Source organism: Brevundimonas sp. Soil_N_31, assembly GCF_057655995.1.
On sequence record NZ_JBDGLE010000003.1, the window covers coordinates 71,892 to 88,713 of the forward strand.

Here is a 16,822-nt window from a genome sequence, read left to right on the forward strand (position 1 = left end):
GCTGAGGCCAAGCTTCCCCACGGGGCGTAAGGGAAGCGACCATGAGCAAGACGATTCTGCGTGCGGCCGCCGTGATGGCGACGGTCGCGGCCATGACCTGCGGCGCAGCGGCGCCCGCCCAGGCCCAGCAGGCCGCGACGGTCGAGGCGCGTTCGGCGCCCGGCGGCGTGGCCGTGACCTGGCGCCTGGCCGAGCCGACGACGCGCGCGGCGTTCCTGACCACGGCGGTCATTCGCGACACCTGGACGATGACGACGCCGGGCCTGACGCTGGCCGACGGCGCGGTTGAAGGCGCGGCGCCCTTCCAGGCCTTCGAGATCCTGATCACGCCCGACAAGGCCGAGGTGGACCGCATCTACATGAGCCTGTCGAAGGCGGGGGAAGGCCACGTCCTCTACGGCCCGGCCCTGACCTTGAAGGGCATGGACGCCGAACTGACGGCGCAGTTGGCGGCGGGCGAGGTCGCCGTGCCGACGGCCGAGGCGGTGAAGGGCTACCTCTATCTGGGGCCTGAGGCGGCGCTGATGCGTCGCGAGGGCGCGGCGGTGGTGACCAGCCCCTCGGCGCCGCCCGCCTTGACGACGCTGTTGCGGGACGGCTTCTTCGCCGCCCAGAAATTCTATGGGGCGCGGTTGGGCCATGTCCTGCCGAACGAGCCGACGCTGATCATTTCGACCGACAGCCCCGGTCCCACGGGGTTTCGCGGCGATGTGACCGATACAGGGCTGATCTCCCTGCGTTTCCACGGCGATATGTGGGCGTCGCCGCCGCCCGATGTGGCGGTGCCGCTGGGCACATTCGTCTGGCACGAGGCTTTCCACCTGTGGAACGGCAATGGGGTGAAGATGAAGGACAGCGGCTCGGCGCCTTGGCTGCACGAAGGCATGGCCGAGTACGCCGCCCTGACCGCCGCCGTTTCCAGCGGCGTAATCGACGAGGCGCAGGCGCGTACGGCGCTGAACGCGCGGATGCGGGACTGCCGTTCCATGCTGGGCGACGACGACTATGATCCTGAGCGCCTTCGCAAGGGACAGGCCATCTACGATTGCGGCGTAGTGGTGCAGTGGCTGGCCGACCTGGAGGAGCGTCGGGCTTCGGACGGCCGGCGCGACGTCTTCGATCTGTGGAAGGAGATGCTGGACGCCGGCCGCGGCGGAGACGGCTATGGCGTGACTGAATTCCGCGCCCGGCTGCGCCCCGACACCGCGGTCGCCGTGCTGATGGACGGGCCAGGGGCGGAGCGGTGGGCTGAACTCGAAGCGAGGTTGACGGCTCTCGGCGTGACGTTCGAGGACAAGCCTGGCGCTGGGGATTATCGCCGCACCGCCCTGTGGCACGTGGCGCGCCAGCACTGCACCGGATCGCTGGGTTTCTTCGAAAATCAGGACGGATTGCAGCTGGATACGGGGAAGCGGTGTGGCGTCCTCTCGGGTGATCCCAAGATCGCCGCGGTCGAAGATCATGATCCGATGACCGGGGCGGAGGCCATGTTCCGCGCTGTTCAGGCGCGCTGCGCGGCGGCTCAACCCGTGCGCTATCGCACCTTTGAGGGGACGATTATCGAGGCCGAGTGCAACGTCGAAATGGTCATGCCGAAGGTGGCGGCGATAGGCGACGCCCCGCCGCTGGCGACGCGGGCGCAGTGATCGCCGGGAAATCGTAGCGGATGGCGCTGCGCTGGACGGCGGGCCAGGGCAGGAAGGCGTGATGGCGGCGCTCTGTCCGGGTCTGGATGATCAGGCCGCCGTCAGGGCCGACGGACAGGACGCCGAGGGCGCGGGTCTCGGTCATGGTCTCATACTGGGTGCGGACGGCGCTGAGACCGATCCACAGTCGTCCGTTTGCACAACCGGCGACGCGGGAGCCATGGGCCGACCAGTCGGGGTCGAGGGGGGCGGGCGCTCCGTCAGCGGCCAACCGAACCTCGCCGTGGGCGTCGGACACGAGCCAGGCGTCGTCGCCTGCGGCGCGGGCGATGGTCACGGTCGCGGCCGGTTCGGCGTTCACGGCCAGCAGCCGCGTAAGGCCCAGTTCGCGACCGAGCACGGACTGAAGAGTCGCCGTTTTCGTCTCGTCGCCCTGGGCTTGGCCGGTCGAGTCATAGGCGCCGTCGAGCGCCGGACAGTCGCCAGGCGGGGCGGTCACGACCGGCGGCCCGTCGGCGCGCCACTGCACGGGCAGGCCGCCCACGCTGGAGGCGCAGCCGCTGAGCAGGACGGCGCTCGCCAACAGGGCGGGCCAGGCGGCGCGGCTCATTCCTCCATCGCCTCGAACATGGCTTCGGCCTCGTCGAACGTGTCGTAGTCGAGCCGTTCGGGCGGGCGCAGGATGACGAAGCGGCTGAGGACGGGCGCGTCCGGCTTGGGGCGCCGGTCCCACTGCCAGAAGCTGCGGTCGATCCGGCTTTGCAGCAGGGTCCAGTCGCCGTCATCGGCGGGCGGTTGCGGCGTCTGGACGGTCATGCGTGGTCAACTCCCCTGCGGGTGAAGGCAGCAAAGCCTGTGCGGGGGCGGGTGTCAAAGCCCGCCTGCTGTTCCTTCTCCCCTTGTGGGAGAAGGTGGCCGAACGGAGTGAGGTCGGATGAGGGGTTGCGAGACCTCAGCCTCGGCCTCTCGTCAAACCTCAAACAGACCCCTCATCCGTCTGGCTTCTCCCACAAGGGGAGAAGGGATGTCAGTCGCCCTTCGTCCCCGACGTATGCGCCGGGCCGCGGAAGACGGCGTTGAGGAACAAAGGCTTCAGCCCTTCCAGGAAGGCGCGCATGGTCACGTCCTGGGTGAAGGCGACGACCTGGCCGCGACCGATTTCGGAGGCCATGGCGACGGGCTTGTAGGCCAGTTGGCGGCGGTTCTCGGCCCACAGCTGGCCGGAGGCCAGCACGTGATCCGGCCCGGCCAGGCGCACGACGTTGGTCCCTTGGTCGCGGCTCAGGGGCGTATAGATGTCCGAGCCGCGCACCATGACGCTGAGGGTCGGGGCGACGCCCGCGCCGAGCCAGTGCTCGTTGTCGACCACCGCGCTGGCCAGGACGCCGGCGACCGGATCGGGCGCGCCGCCGTGGTGGCCGGTCAGGGCCAGGTATTCGGCGTCGGTGGCGATTTCGCTGCCGCCGTCCTTCTTGTCTTTGTCGCCGTCGCCGGAGGCGGCGCTTTCGCGGCGGCTCTCCAGCAGCTTGGAGTCGGGGTCGGTCAGCAGGCGGCTGGCCGAGCCGACGCCGATCAGGACGCCGCCCGCCTGGACCCAGGCGCGCAGATTGGCGACGCCGCTCTCGCCCAGGGTCTGCTCATAGTTTCCGCCCGAGGGCAGGATCAGCACCTGGTAGCGGGACAGGTCGGCGTTCGCCAGGCGGCGGGTGCGGACGGCCGTGACGGGCCAGCCGTATTCGCGCTCCAGCACATGGCGGATGGAGCCGGCGGATTCCGGCTCGGTCGGGTCGTCCCAGGCCATGGCGACGCGCGGGGCGGCGATGACGGTGGCCTTGTCCGAGCCGATGCTGGGGCCGCTGGAGACCCAGGAGGTGGCCAGGGGAGTCACCTGGGCGCCGCTGCCGGCGGCCAGGCGGCGGACGCGCTCGTCCAGGTCGGCGGGCGAACCGGCGCGCGGCACGATGAAGGTTCCGCCCGGATAGGCGCGGCCGTCTAGGGTGAAGGGCTCCTCGACCGAGCGGACCGGCAGCTTGTCGGTCAGGGCGGCGGTCAGGAAGCGCATCCCCGCCGTGCCCGGATGGATGGCGTAGCCGTAGGCCGCGTCGCCTTGGGCCACGGCGGCCGGGCGGATCAGTTCGGGGCCGACGGCGGCCGTCTGGACCGACGGGGCGCCGGTGCAGCGCTGGCTCGGCACATTGAACAGCAGGGGCAGGGACCAGCCGGTCAGATCATAGATCTCGTCGCCCAGACCGCGCGCGCGGCGGGCTTCCTGTTCGGCGAGGAATTTGGGGTCCAGCGGCACGTCCTTGGCCAGCAGGGTCTCGGCCATGCGGCGCTGGGGCTGGGCCAGGTTCACCACGTAGTCGCCCGCCTGATAGCTCTGGCCGCAGGCGGAGAAGGCGGCGGTGGCGCGTCCGACCTCCAGACCCGAACGCACCAGCAGGCCCGCCAGCTTGTCGGCGGCGGCCGGGTCGGCGGCGGCGGAGCGCGACAGGACATAGGCGCCGCGTCCGCCCGCGATCCCGTCGCGGTGGAAGGCGTAGAAGTCGCTGAGCAGCTTCTCGCGATCGCGGGCGGCGGTCTCGATGGTCGACAGGGTGGCGGTCAGATGGCTCTTGACCGTGTCGGCGTAGGTCAGCATTTCGCCCGACGAGCGGCGCGCCAGCAGACCGCGCGACGAGCCCTGCTCATAGGTCATGGAGACGGCCCCGAAATAGGCGGGCCAGCCGTCGCCGTAGCCGGGATAGAAGGCGTCGAAGGTCTCGCGCGTGAAATAGTCCAGCCCGGCCTGATCGAACCGGGCGGCGTTGTTGCGGCCGAACCGCTCGCGCGCCTCAAGAATGGCCGGATAGATCCAGGGGTTCAGCGGCTGGGCCTCGGGCGGGAAGAAGAAGCTGGAGTCGGTGCCCATCTCGTGGGAATCGACCACCACCTGCGGGCGCCATTCGCGGATCAGGGCCGAGTGGCCTTGAGTCTCCGGCTGGGACTGGATGAACCAGTCGCGGTTCAGGTCGAACAGATTGTGGTTGAAGCGGCCGGACGGCCACGGCTCGGCCCGCTCGGCGGACAGGGGATCGCCGTTGGGCTGGGCGCCCAGGCCCGCCTCGAAGCTGTTGATGAAGCGCTCACGCCCGTCGGGGTTCTGGGTCGGGACGAAGACGACCACGACGTTTTCCAGCCAGCCCTGCGCCTCGGCGTCGAGGCCGTCGGTCAGGCGGCGCGCGGCGGCCAGGGCGGCGTCGGCGGGGCTGATCTCATTGCCGTGGACCGAATAGGCCATCCAGACGATGGCCGGGGTGTCGTTGATCAGGGCGCGGGCTTGTTCGGGCGAGGTCTTGCGCGGATCGGCCAGGGCGTTGGTCGCGGCCTTGACGGCGTCCAGCCGGGCAATGTTGCGCGGCGATCCGACGGCGGCCCAGAACAGGGGGCGGCCTTCCCACGACTGGGCGTAGTCGCCCATGACCATGCGGTCGGGATTGGCGGTCCGCAGCGCCTCGAAATAGCGGCGCACGTCGGCGGAGCGGGTGATGCGCTCGCCGCTGTCGTGGCCGACGACGGCCAGAAGTTCGGGCGGATTCTGTTGCGCCAGGGCGGGGGCGGCGCCCAGGGCCAGGCTGAGCGCCAGCAGAGAACAGGCGGCGCGGCGACGATACGACATGAGAATACTCCCCCTACGGAGCGCCGACCTTAACCGTGGAGCCGAGGCGAAGGGAAGCGGCGCCGCGCCGTCATTTCTTCCGCTTTTAAGCCAGAACTCAGCGGTAAGCGCAGGCGCGGCGCCATCGCCGAGCGGCCGTCTCACCGCCGATAAAGGGTGCGCCCTTATGGCGAATGGGTCGATGCCGTGATCCGGCCTATGGGCGTGTTCTCCGGTCGCAAGCGTGTGTTTCCTCCATGATTTCCCTGCAGAACCTCGAAGGCTCCGTGGTCGTCGTTTCCGGCGCGGGCAGAGGCTTGGGCGCAGCCCTGGCCATCAGTTTGGCCGAAGCGGGGTGCCGGCCGATCTTGTGCGGCCGCCGTCGCGAGGCGCTCGAGGGCGTCGCCTCGACCATTCTGGAGCGCACGGGCGTGCAGGCGAAGGTCGTTGAACTCGATCTCGGCGACGCCGCCAGCGTGGCGCGGGCCGTGGCGCAACTGAAGGCGGAGCATGAGGTCGTCGACATCCTGATCAACAACGGGGCGATGTGGCTCGAAGGGAGCGCGGAGGACCATCGTGCCGAAGAGGTTCTCGGGGTGGTGAACGCCGCCGTCTCAGGAACCTTCCTTCTGACACAGGGGCTGATGCCCCTGCTGCGCGGATCGAGACGCCCGGACATCGTGACCGTCGGATCGATCAGCGGCCTGCCCGGCGCCGCGATCCAGACCACGTCCGTGCCCTTCTACGCCGCCAAGCGCGCCCAGGCCGCCCTTGCTGAAGGCTTCGCCCAGATGTTGGCCGGGACGCCGGTGCGATCCCTCGTCGTTCACCCGCCCTATCTCGATGACGTCGAGCCGGGCGCAGAGGCGTGGGAGACTGCGTCCGAGCGCCGCAAGGGCGAGCGCGCCACCAATCGGGACATCGTGGAGGCGGTGCTGTTCGCCGTGACGCGGCCCCGGCACGTCTCCCTGTCGATCACCGTCGACGCCGACGAGGGCGGGCGCTTTTCACATCTCTAGGCGTCGATGACCGCTTCTGCGGGCGGTCATGCGCTGATGTCAGATAGCGAAGATCGTTGACAGTCTCATACAGTATGTCGCATACACTGTGCGTCACACACTATGTGGCGGCAGGTGAGGCGGCGCTGTGGACCGTGAACTGTTCGAGACGATGCGGCTGGAGCTGCGGCGCGGGACGCTGGTCCTGGCGGTGCTCGCCTGCCTGCGGACCGAACGCTACGGCTACACCCTGCGGCAGGCGCTGGCGGCGGATGGGCTGGAGATGGAGGAATCCACCCTCTACCCCCTGCTGCGGCGGCTGGAGGGGCAGGGGCTGCTGACCAGCGAGTGGCGCGAGGAGGAGAAGCGCAAGAAGCGTTTCTACGTCCTGTCGTCGGGGGGCGAGGCCATGCTGGCCGCCCTGACCGAGGAATGGCGCGGCATCAACGCCTCGCTGGAACGGATTCTCTAAAAGGGATGGGAGAGGGCGCGATGGACATCATCGAACGCTATCTGGAGGCCGTGGCGGCGCAACTGCCGACCGAGGACCGCGAGGACATCGTCGCCGAGCTGCGCGACCTGATCCTGAGCCGCGTCGAGGCGCGCGAGGAGGAGCTGGGCCGGGCCCTGACGGATGATGAGAAGGAGGCGATCCTGCACGAGATCGGCCATCCGCTGATCGTCGCCGCCCGCTATCGCAAGGGGCCGGACAGCCTGATCGGGCCGGAGCTGTTCCCCTATTGGCTGTTCGGGGCCAAGGCCGGGCTGATCGTCATTGCGGCGGTGCAGGCGCTGGGGCTGCTGATCAGCGTGCTGGGCGCGCCGGCCGATTTCGGGCGGGCGATCAGCCAGGCCTTCCACGGCTTCTTCTCCGGGGCGTTGACCCTGCTGGGGGCGCTGACGCTGGCCGGGGCGATCATGGAGCATTACGACATCAAGCCGAAGTGGCTGACGAACTGGCGGGTGCGCGACCTGTCAGCCTTCGGCCTGGCCGATCCGGCGAAGTGGGGCGCGTCCCTGTCGGGGTCCGAGAAGGCCAAGTCCGAGTGGTTGCCGAAGGGCGCGCGCGTCTGGGGCGTTCGCGCTGAAACGCGGGGCGCGGCCGACGCCCTGTGGTCCCTCATCTTCAGCGGGATCTTCCTGTTGTGGTGGATGGGCGTGATCCGTTTCGACGCGCTGAGCCAGTTCACGCTGCGCAGCGGCGAGGTGGCGGTGGCGGCTGCGCCGATCTGGTCGACGCTTTACGGCGTCATCCTGGCCTTGGCGGCGGCGGGGATGGTCGTGGACGTCGTGACCATAGCGCGAGGTGGCGCGGACCGCATGATCTGGGTGCTGAGGATTCCTCTGGCGGCGGCGGCGATCTGGCTGGCCTGGCGTCTGTTCGATGCGGGCTGGTGGTTCACGCTGACGCAGGGCGAACAGGTCGCCAAGGTGGTGGGCGGGCCCGCCAACCGGATCGGCACGGAGCTGCTGCAGGCGCTGCGTCTCGAAGGGCGCGGGTTGGAAGAGACCGCCGTGACGCTGGGCGCGGTGCTCAGCTGGGTGCTGGTGATCGCCATGGTCGGCTATGGCGTCAGCATTGTGCAGAACCTGTGGCGGATCGCGACGGTGCGCGACCGCTGACTGGTCTGGCGCCGTCATGTCCGAAAACCGCGAGACAGGGCGGCGCGGCGGGCGCATGTTGCGGGCATGGATAACGCCCGCGACATGCTGGATCAGGAGGCCTGCTATCGGGCGGTCCTGACGCGCGACCCGCGCTTCGACGGGCGCTTCTTCACCTGCGTGAAGACCACCGGGATCTATTGCCGTCCGGTCTGTCCGGCCAGAACGCCCAAGCGCGAGAACATGCGCTTCGTCGCCAGCGCGGCGGCGGCCGAAGAGGGCGGTTTCCGCGCCTGTCTGCGCTGTCGGCCGGAAACCGCGCCCGACATGGGGGCGTGGCGTGGGACGTCCAACACCGTCAGCCGGGCGCTGAACCTGATCGAGGCGGGGGCTCTGGATGAAGGCGACGTCGACGCCCTGGCCGCGCGGCTGGGGGTGGGGGAGCGGCACCTGCGCCGCCTGTTTCGACAGCATCTGGGCGCCGCCCCGGTCAGCGTGGCCCAGACGCGCCGCGTCCTGCTGGCCAAGGCCCTGATCCACCAGACCGATCTGCCGATGGCCGAGGTGGCGATGGCGTCCGGCTTCGGCAGCGTGCGGCGCTTCAATGAGACGTTTCAGGCCCTGTACGGACGGCCGCCGTCGGCGTTGCGGGCGCGGGCCGAGCGCCCTTGGGATGGAGGCGTGCGGCTGAGCCTGCCCTATCGTCCGCCCTATGAGGTCGAGGCCATGCTGACCGCCCTGAAGGCGAGCGGCGAGACGGTCGACGGCGGGGTCTGGCGCCGCGTCCTGACGCCCGCGACCGACGGGGCGACGGGCGAGGTCACGGCCCGGTTCGAGGCGGGCGACCGGCTGGCGGTGACGGCGGCGTTGGACGATCTGAAGGCACTGCCGGGGGTGCTGGCGCGGGTGCGGCGGCTGTTCGACCTGTCGGCCGACCCCGAGGCGATCCGGCGCGATCTGTCGGCGGACCCTGTGCTGGCCCCGCTGGTCGAGGCGCGGCCGGGGCTGCGTCTGCCGGGCGTATGGAGCGACGAGGCGTCCGACATGGCCAGCGACCGGCTGGAAGACGAGCGGCTGGCGGGGCGGGCCGAGCAATGGCGGCCCTGGCGGGCCTATGGCGTGCTGCACCTGCGCGAGGCGGGGATCGACGGCATGACGATCATGGAGAATGACGATGAAAAAGACGCAGCCTGAAGCCTTCGCCCTGGACCGCATCGCTACGCCGGTCGGCGAGGTGCTGCTGGTCACGGACGCGGACGGCGCCGTGCGCGCCTTCGACTTCACCGACTATGAGGCGCGGATGATGAAGCTGCTGGCCCGCCACTACGGCGAGGCGCGGCTGACGCCGGGGCGGGCGCCCGAAGCGGTGCGGAGCGCCGTGGTCGCCTATTTCGACGGCGATCTGACGGCGTTGGACGGCCTCGCCGTGAAGACGGGCGGCACGGAGTTCCAACGCGCGGTCTGGGCGGCGCTGCGGACCATTCCGGCGGGCCGGACCTGGAGCTACGGCCAACTGGCCCAGGCCATCGGCAAGCCCGCCGCCGTGCGCGCCGTGGGCCTGGCCAACGGGGCCAATCCGATCGGCGTCATCGTGCCTTGCCACCGGGTCGTCGGCGCTGATGGAACCCTGACCGGCTACGCGGGCGGGTTGGAGCGCAAGCGGTGGCTGCTGGCGCACGAAGCGTCGCAGGAGGGAACGGTGCAAGGGGCGTTTGCGCTAGACTGACAGCGCCCTCCCTTTCGGCGCTCATTTCTGGAGTCTGATGATGAACCTGCCCAACGGGGCCCTGGTCGCCGTCGCCGACGGCGAGAAGCTGAGCCTGTTCCGCAACACCGGCCACAACCTCGACATCCAGCTCAAGCCGATGGCGACGCCCGAGATCCCCGAACGCCTGTCCGGCGCGCCGGGCCGCCGTTCCAGCGACGCCAACCCCGACAACGACACCCAGGCCGAGGACGGCTTCGCCATGGGCGTGGCCGAGGCGCTGAACCACATGGCGCTCACCAACAAGATCGAAGCCCTGGCCGTGATCGCCGCGCCCAAGACTTTGGGCCAACTGCGCAAGCATTGGCACAAGACGCTGGAAGAGCGTCTGGTCGGCGAGATCCCCAAGGCCCTGGCCGGCCGTCCGGCCGAGGAAATCGCCGAGGCGATCAGCAGGGCGTGAAGCCGGCGCTGCGGCGTTGACATCGGCCCGCCGGGCTTTTCTGGTTCAGGTCATGACGACGCCGCGGCGCAAGGCCCTGATCGATTCCCTCTGGTATGTGATCCCGCTGGCGATCGCGGTCGTTCTGAACGCGGTGGTGCGCCCGGTCATGGCCGAGCGTCTAGGCGGCGAAATGATCCGCAGGGGCTCCGGCGTCAGGGGCTCGGATACATGGTGGACGTTCGACGCCGCCACCCGCGCCGCCCATCCATGGCAGACCGGCTTTCTGGAGATGTCGCACGGGACGGTGGCCTTTGCGACGATGGGGGTGATCGCGGTGCTGTTCGTCTGGCGCTGCGTCGCCCGGCCGAGGGGTTAGGACGCGCCGTCCAGGAACAGGCGACAGGCCGGGTTGTCCGTTTCGTCGACGTAGGGGTAGCCCAGTTCGTCCAGCGCCGCGTTGAGGGCCGCCTGCTGGTCCGGGGGGACGCTGACGCCCGCCAGCACCCGGCCCGCGTCGTCGCCGTGGTTGCGGTAGTGGAACAGGGTCAGGGCCCAGGCGGGCTGAAGGCTGTTGAGGAAGCGCAGGAAGGCGCCCGGCCGTTCGGGGAACTCAAAGCGCAGCAGACGCTCGTGCGGCAGGCCGATGGTGCGCCCGCCGACCATGTGGCGGACATGCAGCTTGGCCGTCTCGTTGTCGCTCATGTCGACGACGGAATAGCCGTCGGCGGTCAGATGTCTGAGCAGGCTTTCACGCTCGGCGACGCCGTCGCGCAGGGCCACGCCGACGAAGATCTGGGCCGTGCCGTCGCCGGACCAGCGGTAGTTGAATTCCGTGATCGAGCGGCCGTCGAGACTGCGCAGGAAGCGGTGATAGTCGTCGCGCCGGTCGGGCATGGAGACGGCGAACAGGGCCTCGGCGCCCTCGCCGATCTCGGCCCGTTCGGCGACGTGGCGCAGGCGGTCGAAGTTGACGTTGGCGCCCGAGTTGATCGCGACCAGCGCGCCTGATCCGGGATTGCGCGCGGCCCACGCCTTGAGGCCCGCCAGCGCCACGGCGCCCGACGGCTCGGCCACCGCGCGCACGTCGTCGAAGATGTCCTTGACCGCCGCGCAGATGGCGTCGGTGTCGACCAGAACGATCTCGTCCAGCAGGTCGCGGCACAGGCGGAAGGTCTCAGCTCCTGCGCGGCGCACGGCCACCCCGTCGGCGAACAGGCCGACCTGATCCAGATCGACGACGCGCCCGGCCTCGATGGCGCTCTTCATCGTCGGGGCCTCGGCGGGTTCGACGCCGATCAGGCGGGTTTCAGGCCGCAGGAAACGGACGATGGCCGCCACCCCCGCCGCCAGACCGCCGCCGCCGATGGGGATGAAGACGGCGTCGATGGGGTCTGGGTGCTGGCGCAGGATCTCCAGCCCGACCGTGCCCTGGCCCGCGATGACGTCGGGGTCGTCGAAGGGATGGACGAAGGTCGCGCCGGTCTGTTTCTCCAGCGCGCGGGCGTGGGCGTAGGCGTCGTCGAAGCTTTCGCCGTGCAGCACGACCTGGCCGCCCAGCCCCTGAACCGCCGCCACCTTGATGCCGGGCGTGGTGGTCGGCATGACGATGGTCGCCGCCGCCTCGCGTCTGGCCGCCGCCAGCGCCACCCCCTGCGCGTGATTGCCCGCCGAGGCGCAGATGACGCCGCGCGCCAGTTCGGCCTCGCTCAGGGCCGCGATCCGGTTGTAGGCACCGCGGATCTTGAACGAGAAGACCGGCTGCAGATCCTCGCGCTTCAGCAGGGCCGGGCGGCCGATGCGGGCCGACAGCCGCTTCAGCGGATCGAGCGGAGTCTCCTCGGCCACGTCATAGACGCGGGCGGTCAGGATGCGGCGGACGGTGTCTTGCACGATGATCTCGGTCAGGCGGCGCAGGGGAGGATGAAGCGTGTCCCGGTCTAGGCGATGCTGCGGCGCATGAGAACGAAAATTGCGTTCTAGCCTTCTCCCCTTGCGGGAGAAGGTGGGCGCCGGAGGCGCTCGGATGAGGGGTGTCGGCGCGAGGCTGGGTCATTTTCGCTCCGACACGATGCAGAATCGGACGCCGGGGCGCGCACACCCCTCATACGTCTCGCTGCGCGAGCCACCTTCTCCCGCAAGGGGAGAAGGAAGGTTTAGGCTTGCGCCGGGTACGGAAGAGCCTACATTGCATCTGCTTATGCTAAGTTTGAGCATAAGTCGGGGCCGCGCAGACGGTCGTTGAGGGAGTAGGGACGATGGCGGACGGCGCTTTCGGTCTGACGAAGGAACTGGCGGAAGAAACCGCCCCGGTGTGGGAGAAGGTCAAGGACCATGTCACCCCGCTGGAATGGCCCGAACAGGCGCGGCTGATCAGCGAGATCAACCGGCTGAAGCGCGAGCGCGACGCGGTCATCCTGGCCCACAACTATATGACGCCCGAGATCTTTCACGGCGTGGGCGACTATGTCGGCGACAGCCTGGGGCTGGCCAAGGAGGCGGCGCGGTCCAGCGCCAAGGTGATCGTTCAGGCGGGCGTTCACTTCATGGCCGAGACGTCCAAGATCCTGTCGCCGGACAAGACGGTGCTGATCCCGGACCTGCGCGCGGGCTGTTCGTTGGCGTCCTCGATCACGGGGGCGGACGTGCGGCTGATCAAGGAGCGGCATCCGGGCCTGCCGGTCGTCACCTATGTGAACACCACGGCCGATGTGAAGGCCGAGACGGACATCTGCTGCACCAGCGCCAACGCCGTTCAGGTCGTCGAATGGGCGGCCAAGGAATGGGGCGTCGACAAGGTCATCCTGATCCCCGACGAATATCTGGCGCGCAACGTGGCGGCCCAGACGACGGTGGGCATCATCGCCTGGGCGGGCCACTGCGAGGTGCACAAGCGCTTCACGACCCAGGACATCGCCGACATGCGCGACGCCTGGCCGGACGCCGAGGTTCTGGCCCACCCCGAATGCCCTGAAGAGATCCTGCGCGCCGCCGACTTCGCCGGTTCGACCGCCGCCATGACCGAATATGTCGAGAAGCGTCGGCCCAAGCGGGTGGTGCTGATCACCGAATGCTCCATGGCCTCGAACATCAAGGGCGACGTGCCTGAGGTGGAGTTCGTCGGCCCGTGCAACCTGTGCCCGCACATGAAGCGCATCACCCTGGAGAACATCCGCGACTGCCTGCTGCACATGCAGTTCGAGGTGACGGTTCCCGAAGACATGCTGGAGAAGGCGCGCCTGGCGGTGCAGCGGATGATTGACCTGCCGCCGCCGTCGAAGCCCGCGCGCTATGACCTGGTCAAGGCGCGGCATCATGTCGATGTGGAGCTGATCTGATGGCTGGCGCTGCTATCCTTCTCCCCTCGTGGGAGAAGGTGGCCGGCGGAGCCGGACGGATGAGGGGGAGGTTCGCCAAGCCCGCGACGTTGAGCCTGTGTCCGGCCACCCCCTCATCCGAGGCGCTGCGCGCCCCACCTTCTCCCACAAGGGGAGAAGGATGAGCGTTCAGGGGCCTTGGGGGTCTCGCGACGGGTCGAAGTCTGCGCCTGCGCCCGCGCGCGAGGCGCCCCGCTACAGCGCGCGCCATGAGGAGCCGCAGGAGGACAAGGGGCAGCACCCGGTCTGGGCGGTGGTCTCGACCCTGCTGATGGCGGGTTTCCTGTGGTTCCTGACCGGTAGCTGGGTCGTGGCGGGGGCGGTGCTGTTCGGCCTGTTCGTGCATGAATACGGCCATGTGCTGGCGATGAACCGGGTCGGCATGGGTCCGGCGCGCATCTACATCATCCCATTCCTGGGCGGGCTGGCGAAGGGCCAGCGCGAGCCGAAGAGCGAGTGGCACGGCGTGTTGGTGTCGCTGGCGGGACCGGCGTTCGGCCTGCTGGCCATGATCCCCTTCGTGGCCGTGGGCTTGGCGATGAAGTCGCCGGAATGGCTGATGGGCGCCTTCTTCATCGCCATGATCAATCTGCTGAACCTGCTGCCTGCCCCGCCGCTGGACGGGTCCAAGGCGCTGGGGCCGGTGCTGACGCGGGTGCATCCGCGGCTGGAGCAGGTGGTGCTGCTGCTCATCGGCGGCCTGGCCGTGTGGTGGGGCGTGTCGACGGGGCGGTTCATCCTGGCGGTCTTTCTGGGGTTGGCGGTGTTCGGCCATCTGAAGCGCGGCGTCTGGCGCGCGGCGTGGGGACGGCTGAGCTGGCCCGAGGCGGGGCGCAGTCTGGCCCTCTATCTGCTGACAGCCGTGGTGTGCGCAGCGGCGGCGATCGGCGCCCTGCTGCCGCTGACGGGCGGGGCGGTTGAACCGGCGTTCGAGATGGGCCTGCGGTTCTTCGGGCTGGGAGGCCGCTAGGCGAATGGCGCGCATCCGGCATGACGGGCCTCTGATCATCGGCGGCGGGCTGGCGGGCCTGTCGGCGGCGCTGGAGGCCGAAGCGGCGGGCGCGGAGGTTCTGGTGGTGACGCCTGAGCCGCTGTTGAGCGCCTGTTCCTCGGCGTGGGCGCAGGGCGGGATGGCGGCGGCCCTGTCGCCGCAGGACAGCGCGGCCCTGCACGCGAAAGACACAGAGGGTGCGGGCGCCGGTCTGGTCGAGGCCGAGGCGGCGCGCGCCCTGACGGAGCGGGGGCGTGAGACGGTCGAGTGGCTGGCGGCGCTGGGCGCGCCGTTCGACCGCGACGCCGACGGCGGCTTCTCCGTCAGCCTGGAGGCGGCGCACAGCCTGCCGCGCGTGGCGCGGGTGGGCGGCGACGGCGCGGGGCGGGCGATCCTGTCGGCCGTGGTCGCCGCCGCGCGGGCGGCGAAGGCCATTGAAATCTGGGAGGACGGACGGCTGCGCGGCCTGATCCGCGACGTTGACGGTCGGGTACGCGGCGCGGTGATCGAGCGGCGCGGCGGCCGGTTGGACGAGGTGTTCGCGCCCGCCGTGGTGCTGGCCACCGGCGGGATCGGCGGCCTGTTCGAGGCGACCACCAACCCGTCGGCCCTGCGCGGCGAGGGGCTGGCGCTGGCCTATCAGGCCGGGGCCGAGATTCTGGACCCCGAGTTCGTGCAGTTCCACCCGACGGCCATCGACGTGGGGCTGGACCCGGCGCCGCTGGCGACCGAGGCCCTGCGCGGCGAGGGGGCGCGGCTGGTTGATGGGCATGGCGCCTTCCTGCTGGGCGACCATCCCGACGCCGATCTGGCGCCGAGGGATATAGTGGCGCGCGCGGTTCACGCGGCGCGGGTCGAGGGGCGCGGCGCCTTCCTCGATGCGACCAGGGCGGTGGGCGAGGCCTTTCCGCATGAGTTTCCGGCCGTCTTCGCCGCCTGCATGAGGGCCGGGCTGGACCCGCGCGTCAGCCCGATTCCGGTGGCGGCGGCGGCCCACTATCACATGGGCGGGATCGTTGCGGATGATGAGGGGCGCACCTCGGTCCCCGGCCTGTTCGCCATCGGCGAGTGCGCGGCGACGGGGGTGCATGGGGCCAACCGGCTGGCGTCCAACTCCCTGCTGGAGGCGGGCGCCTTCGGGCGGCGCGCGGGTCGGGCGGCGGCGGGCGAGGTCCAGCCCGAGCGGCGGCCGCCGGCGGCTGTGCAGGCGATGACGGATCTGCCGCCCGAGGCGCTGGCGACCTTGCGTGCGGCCATGACGCGCCATGCGGGCGTGGTGCGGGACGAGGCGGGGTTGACGGCGCTGCTGGCCCTGATCGACGACCTGGCGAAGGCGCATCCGACGGCGGCGTGCCTGACGGCGGCGCGGCTGGTCGCCGAGGGGGCGCTGAACCGGCGCGAGAGCCGGGGCGGCCACTATCGCCGCGACTTTCCCGACAGCCTGCCCGAGGCGGAGCACACGCGGATGCGCGCAGTGACGACGCTGGCCGCCCTGGCGGCCGTGATCTGAATGACGAAGGACGTTTCCGTGACCCGAACCCTGCCGGACCTGCTGATCGAGCCCGTGGTGCGTATGGCGCTGGCCGAGGATCTAGGGCGAACGGGCGATGTGACGGCGCAGGCCTGCATCCCCGAGAACGCCCGCTTCAGCGCTGTGTTTTCAGCGCGACAGGCCGGGGTGATGGCGGGCGGGGCGGTGGTGCGGATCGCCGTCCACGCGCTGGACCCGCAGGCGACGGTGGCGGGGAAGGTCGCCGACGGCGAGGCGTTCGAGGCTGGAACCGCGCTGATCGCGGTCGAGGCGAACGCGCGCGCCCTGCTGGCGGCCGAGCGGACAGCGCTGAACCTGCTGGGCCGGATGTGCGGCATCGCCACCCTGACGCGGACCTATGTGCAGGCGGTCGCGGGGACGAAGGCGCGCATCGCCGATACCCGCAAGACGACGCCGGGCCTGCGGGCGCTGGAGAAGCACGCGGTCGCCTGCGGCGGCGGGCTGAACCACCGCTTCGGTCTGGATGACGCCATCCTGATCAAGGACAACCACGTCGCCGTCTGCGGCGGGGCGGGCGAGGCGGTGCGCCGCGCCAGGGCCTTCGCCCCCCACCTGATGAAGGTCGAGGTGGAAGTCGATAGCCTGGGTCAGCTGGACGAGGTGCTGCCCGAGCGGCCGGACGTCGTCATGCTGGACAACTTCAGCCTGGACGACATGGCCGAGGCGGTGCGTCGGGTGCGGGACAGCGCCTTCGGGCCGGTGGTGCTGGAGGCGTCGGGCGGGGTGAACCTGACCACCGTCGCAGGCATCGCTGCGACCGGCGTCGACGTGATCTCCGTGGGCGCCCTGACCCACTCGGTCATGCAACTCGACATCGGCCTGGACGCCGGCTGAGCGGACGCGAACCGGGGTTTTCGGGGAACGGGCCCGAC

The 16,822-nt window shown here is 70.1% G+C and carries 16 protein-coding genes; 12 read left to right on the forward strand and 4 right to left on the reverse strand.

The window, feature by feature from the left end; translation table 11 throughout:
• Positions 1–41 precede the first annotated feature (41 nt).
• Positions 42–1,646: a hypothetical protein gene (locus AC3A3G_RS05715; RefSeq protein ID WP_487487741.1), complete on the forward strand. Its 1,605-nt coding sequence runs from the start codon at positions 42–44 to the stop codon at positions 1,644–1,646.
• Here the strand turns inward: AC3A3G_RS05715 and AC3A3G_RS05720 are convergent.
• The 3 genes from AC3A3G_RS05720 to AC3A3G_RS05730 form a co-directional block, all read right to left on the reverse strand.
• Positions 1,588–2,256 (reverse strand): hypothetical protein, encoded by a 669-nt coding sequence (locus AC3A3G_RS05720; protein ID WP_487487742.1) that lies wholly within the window; start codon positions 2,254–2,256, stop codon positions 1,588–1,590. The two genes, AC3A3G_RS05715 and AC3A3G_RS05720, sit on opposite strands and share 59 nt — an antisense overlap.
• Positions 2,253–2,462, reverse strand: a complete 210-nt coding sequence (locus AC3A3G_RS05725) for a hypothetical protein (protein WP_487487743.1) — start codon at positions 2,460–2,462, stop codon at positions 2,253–2,255. Before AC3A3G_RS05725 ends, AC3A3G_RS05720 begins: the two co-directional genes overlap by 4 nt.
• A 211-nt stretch (positions 2,463–2,673) precedes the next feature.
• Positions 2,674–5,304 (reverse strand): M14 family metallopeptidase, encoded by a 2,631-nt coding sequence (locus tag AC3A3G_RS05730; RefSeq protein ID WP_487487744.1) that lies wholly within the window; start codon positions 5,302–5,304, stop codon positions 2,674–2,676.
• Between the two features lie 236 nt (positions 5,305–5,540).
• Here AC3A3G_RS05730 and AC3A3G_RS05735 point away from each other — a divergent pair, with 236 nt between their 5' ends.
• The 7 genes from AC3A3G_RS05735 (at position 5,541) to AC3A3G_RS05765 (ending at position 10,409) form a co-directional block, all read left to right on the forward strand.
• Entirely contained in the window at positions 5,541–6,302 is a 762-nt protein-coding gene (locus AC3A3G_RS05735; protein ID WP_200215603.1) for an SDR family oxidoreductase, read from the forward strand.
• Positions 6,303–6,429: 127 nt separating this feature from the next.
• The gene (locus AC3A3G_RS05740; protein WP_418903803.1) at positions 6,430–6,753 is read left to right on the forward strand and encodes a PadR family transcriptional regulator; all 324 of its coding nucleotides are present in this window, start codon (positions 6,430–6,432) and stop codon (positions 6,751–6,753) included.
• A 20-nt stretch (positions 6,754–6,773) separates the two neighbouring features.
• Positions 6,774–7,904 carry a hypothetical protein gene (locus tag AC3A3G_RS05745; RefSeq protein WP_487487745.1) on the forward strand — a complete coding sequence of 377 codons (1,131 nt, stop codon included), beginning with the start codon at positions 6,774–6,776 and terminating at the stop codon, positions 7,902–7,904.
• A 66-nt stretch (positions 7,905–7,970) separates the two neighbouring features.
• Positions 7,971–9,077, forward strand: a complete 1,107-nt coding sequence (locus AC3A3G_RS05750; RefSeq protein ID WP_487487746.1) for a bifunctional transcriptional activator/DNA repair enzyme AdaA — start codon at positions 7,971–7,973, stop codon at positions 9,075–9,077.
• Positions 9,058–9,609 (forward strand): methylated-DNA--[protein]-cysteine S-methyltransferase, encoded by a 552-nt coding sequence (locus AC3A3G_RS05755; protein ID WP_289648464.1) that lies wholly within the window; start codon positions 9,058–9,060, stop codon positions 9,607–9,609. Before AC3A3G_RS05750 ends, AC3A3G_RS05755 begins: the two co-directional genes overlap by 20 nt.
• 40 nt (positions 9,610–9,649) lie before the next feature.
• Complete coding sequence (locus tag AC3A3G_RS05760; RefSeq protein WP_487487747.1) at positions 9,650–10,051, forward strand: host attachment family protein; 402 nt, start codon at positions 9,650–9,652, stop codon at positions 10,049–10,051.
• Positions 10,052–10,103: 52 nt separating this feature from the next.
• Complete coding sequence (locus AC3A3G_RS05765) at positions 10,104–10,409, forward strand: hypothetical protein (protein WP_487487748.1); 306 nt, start codon at positions 10,104–10,106, stop codon at positions 10,407–10,409.
• Here the strand turns inward: AC3A3G_RS05765 and ilvA are convergent.
• Entirely contained in the window at positions 10,406–11,923 is a 1,518-nt protein-coding gene (ilvA, locus tag AC3A3G_RS05770) for a threonine ammonia-lyase, biosynthetic (protein ID WP_289648470.1), read from the reverse strand. The two genes, AC3A3G_RS05765 and ilvA, sit on opposite strands and share 4 nt — an antisense overlap.
• Before the next feature lie 365 nt (positions 11,924–12,288).
• On the opposite strand from ilvA, the gene nadA reads away from it, so the two are divergent.
• The 4 genes from nadA (at position 12,289) to nadC (ending at position 16,784) form a co-directional block, all read left to right on the forward strand.
• A complete protein-coding gene (gene nadA, locus AC3A3G_RS05775; RefSeq protein ID WP_487487749.1) occupies positions 12,289–13,368 on the forward strand; it encodes a quinolinate synthase NadA in 1,080 nt (359 codons plus the stop codon).
• A 160-nt stretch (positions 13,369–13,528) separates the two neighbouring features.
• On the forward strand, positions 13,529–14,377 hold the full coding sequence (locus tag AC3A3G_RS05780) for a metalloprotease (protein WP_487487750.1): 849 nt from the start codon (positions 13,529–13,531) through the stop codon (positions 14,375–14,377).
• A gap of 4 nt (positions 14,378–14,381) precedes the next feature.
• Positions 14,382–15,908 carry an L-aspartate oxidase gene (locus tag AC3A3G_RS05785; protein WP_200215605.1) on the forward strand — a complete coding sequence of 509 codons (1,527 nt, stop codon included), beginning with the start codon at positions 14,382–14,384 and terminating at the stop codon, positions 15,906–15,908.
• A complete protein-coding gene (gene nadC / locus AC3A3G_RS05790; protein WP_200167011.1) occupies positions 15,909–16,784 on the forward strand; it encodes a carboxylating nicotinate-nucleotide diphosphorylase in 876 nt (291 codons plus the stop codon).
• The last annotated feature ends 38 nt before the right edge of the window (positions 16,785–16,822 follow it).

Coding starts and splice junctions, on each gene's coding strand:
- AC3A3G_RS05715 (WP_487487741.1), top strand. CDS start 42: ATGAGCAAGACGATTCTGCGTGCGGCCGCCGTGATGGCGACGGTCGCG.
- AC3A3G_RS05735 (WP_200215603.1), top strand. CDS start 5,541: ATGATTTCCCTGCAGAACCTCGAAGGCTCCGTGGTCGTCGTTTCCGGC.
- AC3A3G_RS05720 (WP_487487742.1), bottom strand. CDS start 2,256: ATGAGCCGCGCCGCCTGGCCCGCCCTGTTGGCGAGCGCCGTCCTGCTC.
- AC3A3G_RS05745 (WP_487487745.1), top strand. CDS start 6,774: ATGGACATCATCGAACGCTATCTGGAGGCCGTGGCGGCGCAACTGCCG.
- AC3A3G_RS05750 (WP_487487746.1), top strand. CDS start 7,971: ATGGATAACGCCCGCGACATGCTGGATCAGGAGGCCTGCTATCGGGCG.
- AC3A3G_RS05730 (WP_487487744.1), bottom strand. CDS start 5,304: ATGTCGTATCGTCGCCGCGCCGCCTGTTCTCTGCTGGCGCTCAGCCTG.
- AC3A3G_RS05755 (WP_289648464.1), top strand. CDS start 9,058: ATGAAAAAGACGCAGCCTGAAGCCTTCGCCCTGGACCGCATCGCTACG.
- nadA (WP_487487749.1), top strand. CDS start 12,289: ATGGCGGACGGCGCTTTCGGTCTGACGAAGGAACTGGCGGAAGAAACC.
- AC3A3G_RS05785 (WP_200215605.1), top strand. CDS start 14,382: ATGGCGCGCATCCGGCATGACGGGCCTCTGATCATCGGCGGCGGGCTG.
- AC3A3G_RS05765 (WP_487487748.1), top strand. CDS start 10,104: ATGACGACGCCGCGGCGCAAGGCCCTGATCGATTCCCTCTGGTATGTG.
- AC3A3G_RS05725 (WP_487487743.1), bottom strand. CDS start 2,462: ATGACCGTCCAGACGCCGCAACCGCCCGCCGATGACGGCGACTGGACC.
- AC3A3G_RS05760 (WP_487487747.1), top strand. CDS start 9,650: ATGAACCTGCCCAACGGGGCCCTGGTCGCCGTCGCCGACGGCGAGAAG.
- AC3A3G_RS05780 (WP_487487750.1), top strand. CDS start 13,529: ATGAGCGTTCAGGGGCCTTGGGGGTCTCGCGACGGGTCGAAGTCTGCG.
- nadC (WP_200167011.1), top strand. CDS start 15,909: ATGACGAAGGACGTTTCCGTGACCCGAACCCTGCCGGACCTGCTGATC.